We start from the raw sequence: 16826 nt of genomic DNA, 5'->3' as shown, positions 1-16826 counted from the left end.
TGCTTGCAATAGCGATGGGATTGGAAGTGCAAATAGAAAGGGATTCCTGCATGCGCAGGAACAAGGTTTGAGAGCCGCCTCCACTAAAACAAGGATTGAAACTTGCCCCTGGCTTGTCCAGGGGCCCAATCTGGATAGTCAGAGGATGCTTGCAATAGCGATGGGATTGGAAGTGCAAATAGAAAGGGATTCCTGCATGCGCAGGAACAAGGTTTGAGAGCCGTATATGATATTGAAATAAAAAATGGTGGATTAGCAAAGTTAGGAAGCTTTTTTCAGAACGGCTTATTCGAGCGGAGTTTGATAACCCAACGCCGAATGAAGCCATTGTGAATATAAAAAATATATCCGAAGATGCAGTGTCGTGTTTATTGTCTGATTTCATACTATTAAAAATAAACCAACTTGCTTTTGATGGCGCGAAAAAGCTTTCTGTGACGGCATTATCATCGCAATTTTCTTTTCCGCTCATGCTTTGAATAATTTGGGAAGCCGCCAGCTTGTTTCGAAATTCATGACACCCATACTTTACCGCTTGATCTGAATAAAGGATTAAACTAACGTCAGGATGCTCCCGATAGATCGCATCGGTTGGGGCTGGGAGCATTGTGGTAAGTTCTGTTAGACAGGGACTAAACGACCACCCGACCACTTGTCGACTAAGCAGGTCCAAAATAACCTTCAAATACAACCCGCCATTATTGGTCCGAATATAAGTGATCTAGAAAACTCAATTTTTATTGGTCTCTTTACTGTTAAAGTGTTCTTCCAACAAATATGAAGAAAGCTTATAAATGTGCGTTGAATGGATTGGTATTTTGAATTTGCTTTTGGTTTTTGCGGTGATATCGTCCTTTGCTTAAAGGTGAGCACTCGAGTTCAGCTGCCGCAAAAATCCGATTAACAACTGCTGCGCTATGTTGGGAGTGGCATGGTTTTGCTGACTGCACTTATGAATGTGCTTGATTGGCTAAATCAATATCGCATTCTCGGTAGATCATTGGCCTTGTGGGAGCGATGTCGGACTCCTATAAAGATTTTCATTCCATGATTTTTATAAATTGCAGTAAGATTTTTTTCCTCGCGAGATGAAGCATATTCATAGAAGTTTTAATTTTGTTCATGAGGTTGAGAATACCGGTAATTTTATCGGGCATCGAAATCTCAAGTATTGATTTGAAACTTTTTGGAACGGATACCGTTAGAATAACACCAGAAATTTAGAATGATATTGGAATAAGTCTGATTAATGATATCAAATAGTATGTGTTTGTCATTGACTTGGGAGATCAAAAATGAAAATACGTGTGCTCATGGGGATTGTGATTGGACTGATGATGTTTAATGTTATGGGGAAGGCACAGACGCCCTTTCAAGCTGGGGTCAATTTCATTGCTGGTTTCCCTCAAGGGGAATTTCGAGAGAATGTGAACAATCCCGGAGGCGGGATTTCAGGAAATTTTGCGTATCAGATTCCTGGCACTCCCTTGGCATTAGGAGCAGGACTTGGATTTTTGATATATGGAAGTGAATCGCGGCTGGAGCGGCTCAGCCCAAATATTCCCGATATAGTGGTTACGGTAGAAACAACTAATAACATTCTTATTGGTCATTTGCTGGCGAGAATTCAGCCGACAAACAGGAATGTCGTGACTCACCCTTATCTGGAAGGTTTAATCGGATTCCATTATTTGTGGACCGAAACGCGATTGAAAGGTTCAGGTTGGGATTCTTATAGCGAAATAACCTCCACAAATTATGACGACGCGGCATTAAGCTATGGCGGGGGCGCTGGAATCATGTTTCGAGTTTATCAGGGTCGAAAAAACGATTCGAATGGAATCTATTCGATCTATATTGATTTGGTGATGCATTATCTGATCGGTGGAGAAGCAACCTATCTTAAACAAGGCGATATTCGGCGCGAATTTAATGAAGTGACTTACTCGCCCAGCAAGTCCACTACCGATCTGTTGAGGGTTGGCTTGGGAGTGAGTTTTGCTTTTTAATTTGAAAAATGATTTGTTTTGCCAGATGTGATTCGCATGATCTTCAGCTATTTTACCTGGCGCTGTGGAGGGAATTATTCAAAGGATGTAACAGAAGACCACGTAAAGATGGCAATTGTTTTTCTCGATTGTCGACCATGTCAAGTAGCCTGAATCGCCTGTAAATTTTTTTGACATAAATTGTTCATAGAATCCTCGACGAAAATTGTCCAAAGACTTGCTCGCAATCTCCTCTGGTGCTTGCCGCTAATAACATAATGAACAGTGCCCTTTTGTTCTTCACTCATTGATCTCTCTGATTGTTGAGTTTGAGAGTCAAATGAATTGAAATTCTCAAGACAGAGATTGTGCTCTGAACTCATAAAAATGACTCCTATCTCATTTCAATTAATCCATCCTAATCAGCAATTTCTGAAATATATAGCCACAAACATGCTCGGTAATGGCCAGTCTTCCCTACTTCTAAAAATAAACTTGACAATCTTTGAAAAATATTGTAGATTGTAACCCGAAGATTTACCTGGCCTCGAATTAATCCAGGGTCGATTGAATGGGAATGGTATCAGCCCTAAAAATAGAGGAATAGAAGGTATACTGAATGTGCTATTGCTCATGATACTTTGCTTTGCGCAGTGAGGTGAAGACCAAATCTCATTGCTCTAATTAGTTCGCTATATCGATGTCATTAAACTTAGCAAGGCTTCATTCTCTTTTGTGAGGTGAGACGATGAAAAAAATGTTCAATTTCATAATAGTTTTCATGATCGGATCGCTTGCGTTGGGGATAGGGTCGCAGGCATTCGGTCAGCTCGATGATCGTTTTGGCGCGAAGGGGGTCGAGGCGACCCAATACTTGGGACAATTCGGTTTGAGCTGGTTTCGAGATTGGGAGGATTCGTATCTTCCAAAAAATTATCCTGCGCTCGGGAAAAACAAGATCTGGACATTAGGCAAGATCGATTATCGGACGGATGGCCTCGGCATGGACTATCGGTGGATCTTGCTGGATCTATTAGAAAACAGCGATGATGACTTGCTGCAAAGTTTTTTTGATCTGTGCATTGCGTTGATAGACAGCAATATTGTTCCAGTGATTGGGGAGTATTGGACCAAAAATCAGGCAATTTTGGAGAAGCAGCTTGCGGATTCGCTAAATCAGTTTACTTTTACCCAGAAGAAATATGGGATTAAATATCGGGCGAAATGCAAGAAAACCGAAATAGCGTTTCAAGATACGCTACCGAAATTCGAGGTTACGGTGAGGCAAGATACAATCCGATTGGCCACCAGCGTGGCAGCGGATTGGAAGACGCATATTTACATCGAAGCTTGGGTGTTGAATCCTAATCCGTTTCGCTGGAAATACTATTGGCAAGATGTCGGCGACGCGGATTGTGTTTTTCATACGGTGATTTCGCTTCAAGTAGATGTCCCCATCATTGGAGTTGGCCGTGAACGATACTTGCAGGTGAAGGCGGTTTTGCCTGACTCGCGCACTGAATCGGAAATCGACTGGAATTTGCTCGGGATCTCGTTCACCTGGGAGGAGCTCTCTAATGCAATAGAGGATCTGGTGGATGATGAGATCGAATCGGCATTGAAAAAGGAGTTGAACAAGCCACCAGTCACTGATCATTATTATTTAATCGATTTTTTCAAACCGATGTTTAGCAAAGGAAACGTGCCCACCCAGTCGGAGATACTGGATCGCATTTGGCAAGCTGAGCAAAATTATGTGCGGAAATTAATCGAACGCGAGGGTTTTGTTGGCCAGTATTGGTCCATCGGTTACGAACCCAATTGGTATCCCATGCTGCGTCCCAAACAATATGCGGAGTTTTTCTTACGATATTATCAGCTCATCAAAACATTTGATCCCACTGCTAAGGTGATGGGTCCATCGATCTTTTTGACCGAGGCGGTACAAGGATTTGATGACATCGCATGGCAGTTCATTCCCGAACTCTTGCAAAGCCCGTTCTTGGGTATTCGAGACGAATTTAAAAAATTGGTGAACGCCTATTTTAGAATGGCTAATTGCAAAAAATGGTATCAAGAGTTCATTGCTGCGCTGCCACCTGGGGTAAAAATCGATGTCAATGATCTTCATGTGTTCCCGATCAGTTCGGAGACCCAGGGGATGGATTTTGAAAAACTCAAAGATCAACTGAATGAAATGGCGCTGTTCATGCGTCAGGTAAGCGGGACTGACGTGGTTTGGGTATCGGAGTTTGGCAATATCGATTATCGGCGCACAGAGGCGGAAGCAGCCGAGCTGTGTCGTATCCTTTGCGAGTACTTCAAGACTAATGAGGTCGGAATTCAACGCTGGTTTTGGTTTTTGTCAAAGGGTCATAGTCCATTCTATGATCTGCCCTTTGCGCCAAATCCTCCAGTTACGGCATTATTGAAAAGAAATAATTCGCTAACCCTGATCGGTGAAACTTACTTAAGAGCAGCGGATAACACACCGCCAGTTATGACAGCCCCACCGAGCGACGATGGCACTATGGCGACTGCTGGCAAGATCACTTTTTCCTGGAAAGCAGCTCAGGAGTACGATACTGGCATCAGCGATTATCGACTGGAACTCAGGGCTGAGCCAGGTGGCAATGTTGCCTTTAGGGAATGGGTTGGCAATAAACTTTCCCATGAAATAAATTATTACGCGCCTGGCACCCTATACGCCCGGGTTCAGGCGAAAAACGGGGCAGGTTTGGTCGGCAATTGGTCCGAATGGAGCGATGGGATCATCATTAAGCCGAGCGATGATTCCGCAGATGACGGAAAAGCGGATGAAATAGCGTCGGATCAGGGGAAAGAGGCTGAAGAGAAATCTGACCAGGCCTCGGATGATAGCGGCCAGAGTCGAATCACATCGAGCGAACGAACGGATCAATTGATTGAAGGGACCGCGCCGCAGGTCAAGCCGAGCCAATATGGATTATCACAAAATTATCCCAACCCGTTTAATGGCACAACGGCCATCACGTTTAATATGCCAACCGAAGGCTTGGTCAGAATCGAAGTTTTTGATATCCGAGGAACAAAAGTGAAGACATTAATAAACGAATTTAAGCCGGCTGGTCGATTTGTCGTTCAGTGGGACGGTTCAGACGAGAGTTTCGCTCGGGTCGCTTCAGGGGTTTATATCTACCGGATGACTGCCGCTGGGTTTGTGGCAACTCGGAAGATGGTTTTAGTTCAATAAACAGATCAGCACAATCTGTGCAATGAGATGGACCGATCATCAATTCGCCAGAAAGCTGGGACGCAGCACCTGGGTTTTTATCCTGGTCTTTCGTTATCGTAACTGAAGTTTGGTTTGAACGCTGTCTTTATCGTGCCGGGACACAATCGCTGATGGAACTGATAATTTGAGGGAGAGGATGATAATGAACGCTAAACATTTATTGATGGGCCTTTTGGGCGCTTTAATTGTCGTTTCGATTTTTTGGGGGAATGAACTGTGCTATCTGCTCTGGAATAAATTTAGTCCAACGAATGCGCCTGGTGCTGCATTTGCACAGCAAGAAGCAGATCCAAAAAGCAGCTTAAAAGTTGGCGACTTGGTGCCTGATTTTGAGATTCTTCTTTTGGATGGCAAGCAGAAGGTGTCCAATAAGACATTAAAGGGCAAATTCTACTTGCTGGATTTCTGGGCCACATGGTGTCCGCCCTGTGTAAACGAAATGGAGCATTTGCATCGCGCATATCAGCGGTTCAAAGATAAAAATTTTGAGCTGATCAGCTTATCTTTGGATCAATCAGAGGATGATATAGCCAAGTTTCGGCAGGGAAAATGGAAGATGCCGTGGCTGCATGCTTTTATGATGAAAGATCCCAATCGAAAGGTGGTCCAAACCTTTCAAGTGCAATATATTCCAAGGCCAATTTTGATTGGCCCGGATGGTCGCATTCTCGCCCTCGAATCGAGTTTGCGCGGCGATGCACTGGAAAAAACGCTGGCGGATTTTTTGAAATAGATGCAAGGTTACCCAAGTTGTGTCGACAAGAAACAATATCTGGGAGAGACAGAGATCATCCTCTGAATAACGCATCGAACTGATAACACCCTGAAGAAGGATGGGGAGACGGATTTTGAGAATAGATTTGTTAAGCTGAATCGGGAGGAAGTTTTGGAACGGAATTACGATGTTGCGGTCGTTGGTCATATCTGTCTTGATATCATTCCTCAAATTCCAGACACTGGCATTCGTGATATTGTCGAACTGTTTAAGCCTGGCAAATTGATTCAGGTGAATGCGGCTCGAATCAGCACCGGTGGGCCGGTTTCAAACACGGGTATCGCATTAAAAAAGCTGGGACTCAGGGTCGCTTTTTTGTCCCGTGTGGGGAAGGACCAATTTGGAGAATTGATACTAAACTTATTGTCGCAACAGGGGCAAACCTCGGGCATTTCGGTTTCGCCCACGGACCGAACCTCATATACCATTGTCATCGCTCCGCCAGGCATCGATCGTATTTTCCTTCATGATCCTGGGGCAAACGACCGTTTCTCCAGCGCTGATCTGGATGTGGAACTGATTCGGCAATCGCGATCGTTTCATTTCGGTTACCCGCCGATCATGGCCAATTGCTATGAGAATAGGGGGGAAGAACTGGTGAAAATTTTTCAGATCGCGAAAGCTGCCGGCGCAACTACTTCCTTAGATATGGCGCTACCTGATCCCAATAGCCCCAGCGGTCGAGCTCCATGGCGGACCATCCTCACCAATCTGTTACCTTACGTTGATATTTTCATGCCCAGTATCGAAGAAGTGTTCTTCATGTTAGATCCAATTGCTTATTTCGAGGTCAAGCAGCAAGCTGGCACAAGGGATGTTGTGGATTTCATCGATCCCAAAGATTACCGGCGCTTGGCGACCGAGTGTTTGGCGCTCGGTAGCAAGGTGGTGTTCATTAAAGCTGGGCATCGTGGCTCTTACATTCTGACAAAAGAATTGGATCGCTGCCAGGATTTTGGCGCTGCACCCCCGAAAGATCGAATGAATTGGTCGCGGCGAGAGTTATGGTGTCCAGCGTTCAAAGTTGACAAAATTGCTAGCGCTACAGGCTCCGGCGATTCAGCCATCGCTGGCTTCCTCGCGGCCTATCTTAGAGGCTATTCTATCGAAAAGACTTTGCATTATGCCAATTGCGTGGGCTATCAAAATCTCCACGAGTTAGATGCTGTCAGTGGGATCAAAGATTGGCAGCAAACCACAGATATGGTGGAGAGCGGCAAACTCACACCCATAGGAATCCCCCTTGCACCGAATGATTGGAAGTGGGATCAGGCATCGCGACTTTGGATCGGTCGGCAAGATAGTAGATGGTGAGGCTGAGTCAGATCGATCCAGCTCGTATCTTTTCCGCCACATCATCGAACTTTGCAATGCCTTCAACCCAATTTCGAAATGGTATTCCAATGTGCAACCGTAACGATCCTAACGGCTGACAGAGTTCTTCAATCACCCTGTTAGCATGATGTTGCTCGCCAATTGGCGGGGGAGTAATTGCCATAAGGGTGAGAGAAGAGCATGGGTTGATCCCAATAGAAAATTGTGCTCATTCAAAATTGAGAACTCTTTAGTTCAAAAACGAATTTGCAAATTCACTGAAAGAGTTAATTAAATTATGAAGGGAAACCGCAATTGAGTTTTATGGCTACATCATCGGTTCAAAAATTTGAAATCTATGAGAATCCGATCCAATTGACTCGGCGAATTGCACCCGGAACTTATTGCGAAAGCGTTGGCCGACAAGCAGCGATCTTCGGAGAGGAACAAGGCATTTTTGAAGTCTGGGTTTATCCCATCAAAATCCTCAGCAAGCTGCAATTCTCCGTAGCAGTGCCAAGATATCAGTTGTTTCTCAATGCAACCGATCTGGCTCGCCACATAATTGCCCGGCCGGAAATGACCACCCTGATATTCTCCCACGATTTATTCACAATCCAATGGCACATACTGACACCATTGGATGAACCCGGCGCGATTTTTCTGTTCGATATCGATAGTTATGTCGGGCTTGAACTCTGGATTAGCTTCTATCCTGCTCTGGTACCCATGTGGCCAGCAGGGCTGGGTGGGCAGTATACGCTTTGGTTGGATCATTTGAACGCTTATTACATCGGCGAGGGGTCGAAAAAATATGTTGGGCTTATCGGATCGCCATTCGCTACAAGGTGCTCCAATACGCCTGGTCATCAGCTTCCCGATGAACCAATGAAGTTCGTTATCGGGGTGGACCAGCAATGGGCTCAATCCAGCTTTATTCCGATCATCGTGACCGGAAGTTTGAACGGGAAAGATGATGCGATGCAGCGGTTTATGCATCTACTGGATCACATCCCCGAGTTGTATAAGCAGAATTTCGAACATGCGCAGCGGCTCCGCTCTGAATTGCTCTCCATCCGAACCCCGGATGCGAAATTGAACCGGGCGTTCGAGTGGGCGAAAGCGTCTCTGGACAAGGGGCGCGTGGATAATCCCCAATTGGGCAGCGGGCTGGTGGCGGGTTATGGCGTGTCGGGTAATAGCCATCGCCCCGGGTTTGCCTGGTTTTTCGGCGGCGATGCCTTTCTCAATTCTTTGGCGATCAATTGCTATGGCGATTTTGAAACCACACGCCTGGCACTCACGATGTTGCGCGATCGTCAGCGATCGGATGGCAAAATCTTTCACGAGCTGACGCAGAGTGCCAGCTTCATTAATTGGTTTCAGGATTATCCCTATGGATTCTATCACGCTGAGACGTCTGCTTATTACATTGTGGCCATGCATGATTATTTTATTTCCAGCGGTGACGTCGATTTTATTCGCAAAAGTTGGAATTCGATCAAACTGGCGTATCATTATTGCCTCACCGCTGATGAAGATCAGGATGGTCTGATGGAAAACAGCGCTGCTGGCTTGGCAGCCATGGAAGTGGGGGAGATGCTTAAGCACAATCGGGTCGATGTTTATCTTGCCGCCATTTGGCTTCAGGCGCTCCGCTGTATGATCCGTTTCTGCGATTTCTTTCAGGAAAAAACCCTATTGCAAACGTGTCAGCAGCAGTTAGATCAAGCGTATCGGTCTTTTTTGCAAATATTCATTGATGAAGAGACAAATCGGCTCAATTTTGCCTTGCTGACCAATGGTGATAGACATAAGGACCAGACTGTCTGGCAATCGATCCCACTGTTTTTTGATCTGATCTCGGATGAAGCTGCACGAGGCACGCTGGAGCAGTTTGCCTGTGCGGTGATGAGCACGGACTGGGGAGTTCGAGGCGTGGTCAGAACCAGCAGTTACTACGATCCAATCAGTTACAACAATGGGAGTGTCTGGCCCTTCACCACTGGTTACGTCGCCACGGCTCAATATCGTCATCATCGCGCAATCAATGGCTGGCACAATCTGTTGGCAAATGCCCGCTTGACCGAACTCGATGCGTTAGGCTGGCATACCGAACTTTTATCCGGCGAATTCTATCGACCTGTCTCCACTTCAGTCCCCCATCAGCTTTTTTCCGCCACTGGGATTATTCTTCCGCTGGTTTCTGGGCTGTTGGGCTTGAGGGGAGATTCTCTTGCACGGGAAATTGTGCTTTCGCCTCATTTGCCAACGGATTGGGACCATGTGGCGATCAACCACTTTCGCTGTGGCGAACATTTGTTCGATTTTATCTTGACAAAAGATGATCATCAACTGCGATTGAAGATCATCAACCATTCTAATGCTCCTTTTACATTAAACTTTTCCCCAGCCTTTGGTCTGGGAACCGGCGTCCTTGCGGTGTCAATTAACGGAAATCCTGCCAATTTTTCGCTTAATACCACGGGATATGATATCCATTGTCAGATCCAGGCCAGCCTTGCTGCGCAAAATGAGATCCTCATCGACTATCGCTTAGGGATCGAATTTGAAATTCCTTTCCCAGAAAGGATTGCGGGCAGCCGTTCCCAAGCGCTGAAATTGATCGATTATCAAATGACGAAAAACCAGCTCTACTTAATTATTGAAGGTCGACCAGGAAATCAATACGATATTCCGTTGAAAACCAGTTGGGAGATCCATCAAGCTGATGGTGCGACAATAGAAAGAATTTCACATCAGCGCTGGCAATTGATTGTTAAATTCGCAAATAATTCGGTAGAAGATTTCGTTCGAAAAACGGTGACGCTGCAATTTTCGCAGTGATATAGATTTTGCATTTCAAACGAACATCAAAATAGACCAGCAAGCAAATGAGCCAGAATTGCAAGCTTGAGAAGTATGACCAGCTAAATTTTTTATCAGATTTTGTTGAGGAGCAAATCGAATGGCCTTATGATAAAAACGAATCGCATTTGAATCATTGTGATTCTATCATTTCGATAAATAAAGACACGAATGTTTTGACTAAATAAATTTCAGAGGTTTTTCCCGCTGCTGCGATCGAAGCGACCATAAAGAATGGACCAAAATTTCCCTTGACTTTCGTTGCAAAATATCGTATATTTATCGCGTCTATTTGGCGGCGTAGCTCAGTTGGTAGAGCAGTGGAATCATAATCCACGTGTCAGGGGTTCAAGTCCCTTCGCCGCTACTCATATATCGGAGTGCAAATAAATTGAATTGATGATGTGGACAAAGACCTTTCTAACTGAAAGGTCTTTTTTTTTAGTGGGGGGGTGATATATAAGGTATCGCACGGAATGTCGGAGATGAGCTATAAAGCAAGCTCCGAGGAAACAGGGGGATCCAATGACAGACCTGGTAAAAAATTTTATCGACTACAATGAAAACCACCAACTGATTCGCTCTGGAGATCATGTTTTAGTGGCCGTATCTGGCGGGATCGATTCGGTGGTGCTGTTGCATTTGTTGATTCAGATTCGAGACCAATTTGGTTTGCAATTAGAAATTTTGCATGTGAATCATGGTCTGCGAGGGGAGCAGTCGGATCGAGACGAGCGATTTGTTGCACAATTGGCTGAGCGCTATCAGCTTCCCCTGATTGTCCGCAAAGTGAATGTGAGAAAGTATCAGGAGCGCCACAAGGTTTCCGAGGAGGAAGGGGCACGATTGCTACGGTATCAGGTGTTCCAGTGGGCATTAAAGCGGACAGGAGCGGACCACATTGCGCTGGGACATCAGGCTGACGACCAAGTGGAGACGATACTCGATCATTGGTTGCGCGGCAGCGGGGTCAAAGGGCTATCTGGGATGCCAGTGCGTCGCGGCAAGATCATCCGTCCGCTACTATTTGCCACTCGAAAGGAGATTGAAACTTATGCTCGAGCGTACAAGTTAGACTTTGTTGAGGATGAAACCAATGTCATGTTTCATTATCGCCGAAATCGCATCCGACATGAACTGATACCCTATTTGGAGAAGCAGTTCAACCCAGCAGTCAAGAGCGCCATATTGCGGACTGCGGGGATCATGTCGGAGGTGGAAATTTATTTGGCCGAACAGGGGCGGCTGGCTGTTGATCGTTGCCTGGTCAGTTCAAAAAAAGATAAAATAATCCTTGACCTTAATGGTTTTTTAAAGTATTTTATCATTGTTCAAAAGTATGCATTGTATGAGATCGTGGCGAGATTGGCGCTGCCGCGTTCGGTTTTAACTGCTAATAAGATTGAGCGGATTTTAAGGCTGGCCTCAAATAGACGTTCGGGCAAAAAGGTGAAACTCAGTTCCGAATGGGAAGTATGGCATGATTCGCATTTTCTGGCTTTTTGCCGACGAGGCGGAGTTCCGGGCAAAAAATCCGTGCCGTTAAATAGTGTCGTGCCACTGTCCAATGAGCACCTGCTATTGGAGAATCGGCTGATGACAATTCGAGAAGTGCCCCAAATTTTTCCAACTGATCGGACAGTGGAATATATTGATTATGATCAGGTGATCGGAGAGTTGAAAATTCGACTTCCTCAACCAGGAGATCGATTTCGGCCGCTGAATTCACCAGGGCAAAAAAAGTTATCGGATTTTTTCATCGATCGAAAAGTTCCGCTGCATGAACGCCGTGAGATCCCGCTATTGGTGTGCGATGCTGGGATCATCTGGGTAGTGGGACACCAGATCGATGACAAATTCAAAATTACCGATCGAACAACACGTGTGCTGATGTTAAAAGTTATTGAAAAGGGAATTGCTGCATGACGGATCAACCATGTTTTGATGGAAATTTATCGAAGTATAAAATTCTGATCAGTCGTCAGGAGATCGATCGTCGCGTGAAGGAACTGGCACGTCAGATTTCTGATGACTATCGCGATAAGTGCCCTATCTTGATCGGAGTGCTGAATGGAGCATTTATCTTCTTATCTGATCTGATTCGAGAAATGGATATTGATTGCGAAGTGGATTTTGTCAAAATATCGAGCTATGGCGGTGGTCGCGTGTCTACTGGACAGATCAAGACCAAAAAACTGTTCGATAGCCATGTCGATGGTCGTCATATTTTAATCGTAGAAGACATCGCGGATTCTGGTCGGTCGATTAAATTTTTGGAGCAGATGTTTGAGGGGACAAAACCAGCTTCGTTGAAATTTGCTTCATTGTTACTGAAAGAGGGCAACGCCGTGGTCGATTTCAAACTCGATTACGTGGGTTTCACCATACCGACCAAATTTGTGGTTGGATATGGTTTAGATTATGATCAAAAATATCGCAATTTGCGCGACATCTATGTTTTAGATTAATAAATCAGAATTGGAGAAGAGTTCATCGATGAGCGACGTTTTCCCCAACAATTATTTCGCAGACGACTCGCCAGAGCAACCAGTGAGGATGCGGAAAGAATCGAATAACCCGCCAAACCGGAATAACCAGAGCCCCAAAAAAAAGGACGATAGCTTCCAGTGGCAAAAAGCTACGCGGACATTGATTTTTTGGGTGATTTTCATCATCATGATCTTTTGGGTTTCCCAATGGTTCAAGCCAGGTGGGACTGAGGATCGGCAAGCCGATTTGAAGCAATTCAAGGAATGGCTAGAGACAGGGAAGATCAGCGAGGTGATGATTAAGGGGCAAGAGCTTCAAGTGATCCTCAAGGGGGATGACATGGAGCGACAGCCATACCAGGTGGTCTTGCCAGAGCAGGTGGATATCAATACAGTCTTTCGGTGGATCGATGATTATGGCTTGCGGGTGGAGGCCAAACCTCGGACAGTGGAATGGTGGGGCTACCTGTTAAATGCTTTGCCGTTCTTAATTTTGATCATCTTCTGGTTCGTGCTACTGCGCCGGATGCAGGGCGGCGGCGCTAAAGGCATCTTCTCGTTTGGCAAATCGCGGGCCCGAATGATCTCTGAAAATAAACTGCGGGTGACGTTCGAGGATGTGGCAGGGGCGGACGAGGCCAAGCAAGAGCTCAAAGAGATCATCGATTTCTTAAAGGAGCCAGAGAAATTTCAAAAATTGGGTGGCAAAATTCCGAAAGGTGCATTGCTGTTAGGCCCGCCGGGGACAGGCAAGACCTTGCTGGCCAAGGCGGTTGCTGGGGAGGCTGGGGTGCCATTTTTCAGCATGTCTGGAGCGGATTTTGTTGAGATGTTTGTCGGTGTTGGTGCGTCTCGGGTACGCGATCTATTTGAGCAGGGCAAAAAGAACGCGCCATGCATCATTTTTATCGATGAACTGGACGCAGTCGGCCGGCATCGTGGTGCTGGATTGGGCGGCGGCCATGATGAACGCGAGCAAACGCTGAACCAGTTACTGGTGGAAATGGATGGTTTTGATTCGAATGAGGGTGTGATTTTGTTGGCCGCCACCAATCGACCCGATGTGTTGGACTCTGCCCTTTTGCGACCTGGCCGGTTCGATAGACAGATCGTGGTTGACCGGCCTGATGTTCGCGGTCGTGAAGGAATTCTGAAGGTTCATACCCGGAAAATCCCATTGGGTAGCGACGTAGACATTTCAGTGCTGGCCAAAGGGACGCCGGGATTCTCCGGGGCTGATCTGGCCAATATGGTCAATGAGGCCGCGCTGTTGGCCGCTCGCAAGAATAAGAAGAAAGTGGACATGGAGGACCTGGAAGAGGCCAAGGATAAAGTGCTCATGGGAACCGAGCGGAAAAGCCTATTGATCAGCGACGAAGAGAAACGGAGCACAGCCTATCACGAGGCGGGTCATGCCATGGTAGCCAAATTGACTCCTGGATCAGATCCAGTGCATAAGGTGACCATTATTCCCCGCGGTCGCGCATTGGGCGTAACCACTACGCTGCCGTTGGATGAGAAACATAACTACTCGAAGGATTATTGCGAGCGGATGTTGATCCATCTATTAGGCGGACGTGCAGCCGAGAAAATTGTTCTGAATCAATTGACCACTGGGGCTGGGAACGACATTGAGCGCGCTACCGAAATTGCCCGCAAAATGGTATGCGAATGGGGCATGAGTGAACGGTTAGGGCCAATGACGTTCGGCAAAAAACAGGAAGAAATCTTCCTGGGCCGAGAAATCGCCCAACACCGAGATTACAGCGAAAAAACCGCCCAATTGATCGATCAAGAGGTCAGAGCAATTGTTGAGAAAGCAGCTAATACCGCAGAAAAACTGATTCAAGAAAACCTTGACAAATTGCACGCATTGGCCAAAGCTCTGCTGGAACGCGAGATGCTGGACGGCAATGAGATCGATGCGATCTTGAACCAGGTGGATGAAGAACGAAAAAAACAAACTCGAAATAAATCCCAGGCCAAGCTAGCTGTGAATGGGTCAAGCCTTGCTAAAGCTCCAGAACCAAAACGAAGGACTCGCAAAAAATCCAGCGCGGCTCAGAAACCAGAGGCTGAAAAAGAACTCGTCTGATAAACCCAAAAGCAAAAATTACATCAGATAACTCGATCTATTTGAGATTTGTGGCCTGCTCCGAGGGGCGTTACTTGGAGTTGAAATTTATGCTTGGCGGATTTTTTCTATCAGAACCGATCCATCAGGCTGAGTAAATGATGGCGTTGGTTCTAAATGATCAGAAGATCCAAAAGGGAGAACCATTGTTACAACTTTGCACTCGACGAAGTAAATCGCCGTGCTGATGGGTGGGTAAATATGCAACAAGTTCGACAACGGGAGAGCGACTATGGTGGGGATAGCGATTGTTGGTGGGATAATGGCAGTTTCCAAAAGTTGGTTTGGAAACGGTTTATTAGCGGATGATGCGTTGCCGAAAGCTGGTTGGTTGAGCAATTTCGGCGATACGATTTCCGAGCTCTGGATTTTCTCGCCTTTGGCGCTGATAATTTTGATCAGCGCCATTATCATTTTGCTCTATTTTTACAAAACTGCTGAGTGGATGGATAAACGGAAATTGCTTCTCGGTGTTGCATTGATCGGCATGTTCATCCTGGCAGGGAATTGGCTTGATCGGTATCGCCACAGGGAACCAGCAGTGAAATTCCGTCTCATGATGCTTCCTGTGCGCGGCAATGCCTCATTGGGCAATTCCCAGTGGATGGCACCAGCACTGTGGCGGATGGTCGCTCAACAATTGCATCGGGCGCTGGCCGATCAAGCGATTGTCATCGTTGATAAATGGACCCCCGGCGATCTTACCTGCGATTCTCTCGATTTGGGACGATTGCAACAATTATTTCATGTGGACCATTTACTGTTCGGGGAATTGACAGGATCCTCATCCTATCCAACTTTGATTTATCATTTGGTTCAAATTCCAGTCGGTTCGGTCGTCCGCTGTGACACCTTGTCACTTATCCCAAGTCAGTTCCCCACAATCGCGCTTGCGGTTTGTGATACTATTTTACACTATTTTCGTCTCAAACCTCGTTCGGTTGCTAGAACCATTGGCTACACATCGCTCGAAAATTATCGGCAGCTGCTTGAGGCGATTGAGCTGTATCAAGATCAAAAATTAGTCCTTGCCAAAAACCGAATTGAAAATGTGATTGCTAACGATAGTTCCCTGGTGGATGCATTGGTTTTGGCAGGGAAAATTCAATTTTCATTCGCTGCAGCAAAGAAAAAGAACGGTGAATCCCCTGCAGATGAGTTCGAACGAACCAAGATTTGGTTGAATCGCGCGCTGACCAAGGATTCCAGTTGTGCCGAGGCGTGGTTGTATCTGGGAGAATATTATATCTATCAGCAGCGGTGGTCTATGGCGGAACAGATGCTGCTTCGAGCCTATCGATTGCAGCCCAATGAACCTCGGCTGTATTTAGCCCTATCGCGACTGCATCCTTCACGCTATCGCCATTTGGGTTTTAAAAACGAGCGTGAATTATTTGAGCGTGCGATTTTTTTCGATCCAACGTATGAGGACGCCTACTTGATGCTGTCAGATCATTATCTATTCGAAAATCAGCGCAAGCAAGCAATTCAACTGTTAGAGCGATATCTAGACATCAATCCGAACTCGGTGCCTGCCTTGATGGCATTAGGAAAAATCTATTTGGTCCGAAACGAAATATTAAAGATCATTGAGATTTACAATCGCGTGCTGCAGCTCCAGCCCCAGAACGCTGATGCGTACTATAATCTGGGGATCCTATATTACAACTCCGATGATTATGACACAGCCGAACAATTATTGAAACGCGCTATAGCGATCAATAATCATCCCAATGCCCATCTTTATCTGGCTTACCTTTACGAAGCCCAGGGGAACTTGCCATTGGCGATCGAACATCTTCGCGAGCGGATTCGTCTTCGCAAGGGGGTGGAAGATGAATTCGCTGAAGAAGCCCGGAAACACCTATTCGCCTTGCTACATCCAGATTCCAGCAAGGCGCAATCTGTTGAGAATGGAAAATGAAAAATTGAACTTGTCCGTTTACCATGCATACGCTTTCTCGTTGGATCAGCAACCATTGAT

10 protein-coding genes and 1 tRNA gene are annotated in these 16826 nt (G+C 46.0%); 10 read left to right on the top strand and 1 reads right to left on the bottom strand.

What is annotated here, in order from left to right:
- The coding region (locus ONB37_10670) for a hypothetical protein (protein ID MDZ7400616.1) at positions 1-685 on the bottom strand (685 nt) is incomplete at its 3' end.
- 610 nt (positions 686-1295) lie between these two features.
- Between ONB37_10670 and ONB37_10665 the strand changes: the two genes are divergently transcribed.
- The 10 genes from ONB37_10665 (at position 1296) to ONB37_10620 (ending at position 16766) form a co-directional block, all read left to right on the top strand.
- The gene (locus ONB37_10665) at positions 1296-2009 is read left to right on the top strand and encodes a hypothetical protein (protein ID MDZ7400615.1); all 714 of its coding nucleotides are present in this window, start codon (positions 1296-1298) and stop codon (positions 2007-2009) included.
- A 727-nt stretch (positions 2010-2736) separates the two neighbouring features.
- Positions 2737-5220 (top strand): glycosyl hydrolase, encoded by a 2484-nt coding sequence (locus ONB37_10660; protein MDZ7400614.1) that lies wholly within the window; start codon positions 2737-2739, stop codon positions 5218-5220.
- A gap of 184 nt (positions 5221-5404) precedes the next feature.
- Positions 5405-5995, top strand: a complete 591-nt coding sequence (locus ONB37_10655) for a TlpA family protein disulfide reductase (GenBank protein MDZ7400613.1) — start codon at positions 5405-5407, stop codon at positions 5993-5995.
- Positions 5996-6148: 153 nt separating this feature from the next.
- Positions 6149-7351, top strand: a complete 1203-nt coding sequence (locus ONB37_10650; GenBank protein MDZ7400612.1) for a carbohydrate kinase family protein — start codon at positions 6149-6151, stop codon at positions 7349-7351.
- Positions 7352-7675: 324 nt separating this feature from the next.
- Complete coding sequence (locus ONB37_10645) at positions 7676-10198, top strand: GH116 family glycosyl hydrolase (protein MDZ7400611.1); 2523 nt, start codon at positions 7676-7678, stop codon at positions 10196-10198.
- Positions 10199-10513: 315 nt separating this feature from the next.
- Positions 10514-10586, top strand: a tRNA-Met gene (locus ONB37_10640).
- Between the two features lie 158 nt (positions 10587-10744).
- Complete coding sequence (tilS, locus tag ONB37_10635) at positions 10745-12145, top strand: tRNA lysidine(34) synthetase TilS (protein MDZ7400610.1); 1401 nt, start codon at positions 10745-10747, stop codon at positions 12143-12145.
- Complete coding sequence (gene hpt / locus ONB37_10630; GenBank protein ID MDZ7400609.1) at positions 12142-12687, top strand: hypoxanthine phosphoribosyltransferase; 546 nt, start codon at positions 12142-12144, stop codon at positions 12685-12687. Before tilS ends, hpt begins: the two co-directional genes overlap by 4 nt.
- A gap of 208 nt (positions 12688-12895) precedes the next feature.
- Positions 12896-14803: an ATP-dependent zinc metalloprotease FtsH gene (ftsH, locus tag ONB37_10625; protein ID MDZ7400608.1), complete on the top strand. Its 1908-nt coding sequence runs from the start codon at positions 12896-12898 to the stop codon at positions 14801-14803.
- A gap of 271 nt (positions 14804-15074) precedes the next feature.
- Positions 15075-16766: a tetratricopeptide repeat protein gene (locus ONB37_10620; GenBank protein ID MDZ7400607.1), complete on the top strand. Its 1692-nt coding sequence runs from the start codon at positions 15075-15077 to the stop codon at positions 16764-16766.
- Positions 16767-16826: the final 60 nt, after the last annotated feature.

The sequence above is a fragment of the candidate division KSB1 bacterium genome, assembly GCA_034506395.1.
Taxonomy (GTDB): Bacteria; Zhuqueibacterota; Zhuqueibacteria; order Thermofontimicrobiales; family Thermofontimicrobiaceae; genus Thermofontimicrobium.
The sequence above is the reverse complement of the archived record's forward strand: the minus strand, read 5'-3'. Positions and strand labels throughout refer to the sequence as shown.

Bases quoted from the DNA above. Each gene is read 5' to 3' on its own strand.
- ONB37_10660 (MDZ7400614.1), top strand. From the start codon at position 2,737: ATGAAAAAAATGTTCAATTTCATAATAGTTTTCATGATCGGATCGCTT.
- ONB37_10665 (MDZ7400615.1), top strand. From the start codon at position 1,296: ATGAAAATACGTGTGCTCATGGGGATTGTGATTGGACTGATGATGTTT.
- hpt (MDZ7400609.1), top strand. From the start codon at position 12,142: ATGACGGATCAACCATGTTTTGATGGAAATTTATCGAAGTATAAAATT.
- ONB37_10655 (MDZ7400613.1), top strand. From the start codon at position 5,405: ATGAACGCTAAACATTTATTGATGGGCCTTTTGGGCGCTTTAATTGTC.
- ftsH (MDZ7400608.1), top strand. From the start codon at position 12,896: ATGATCTTTTGGGTTTCCCAATGGTTCAAGCCAGGTGGGACTGAGGAT.
- ONB37_10645 (MDZ7400611.1), top strand. From the start codon at position 7,676: ATGGCTACATCATCGGTTCAAAAATTTGAAATCTATGAGAATCCGATC.
- tilS (MDZ7400610.1), top strand. From the start codon at position 10,745: ATGACAGACCTGGTAAAAAATTTTATCGACTACAATGAAAACCACCAA.
- ONB37_10620 (MDZ7400607.1), top strand. From the start codon at position 15,075: ATGGTGGGGATAGCGATTGTTGGTGGGATAATGGCAGTTTCCAAAAGT.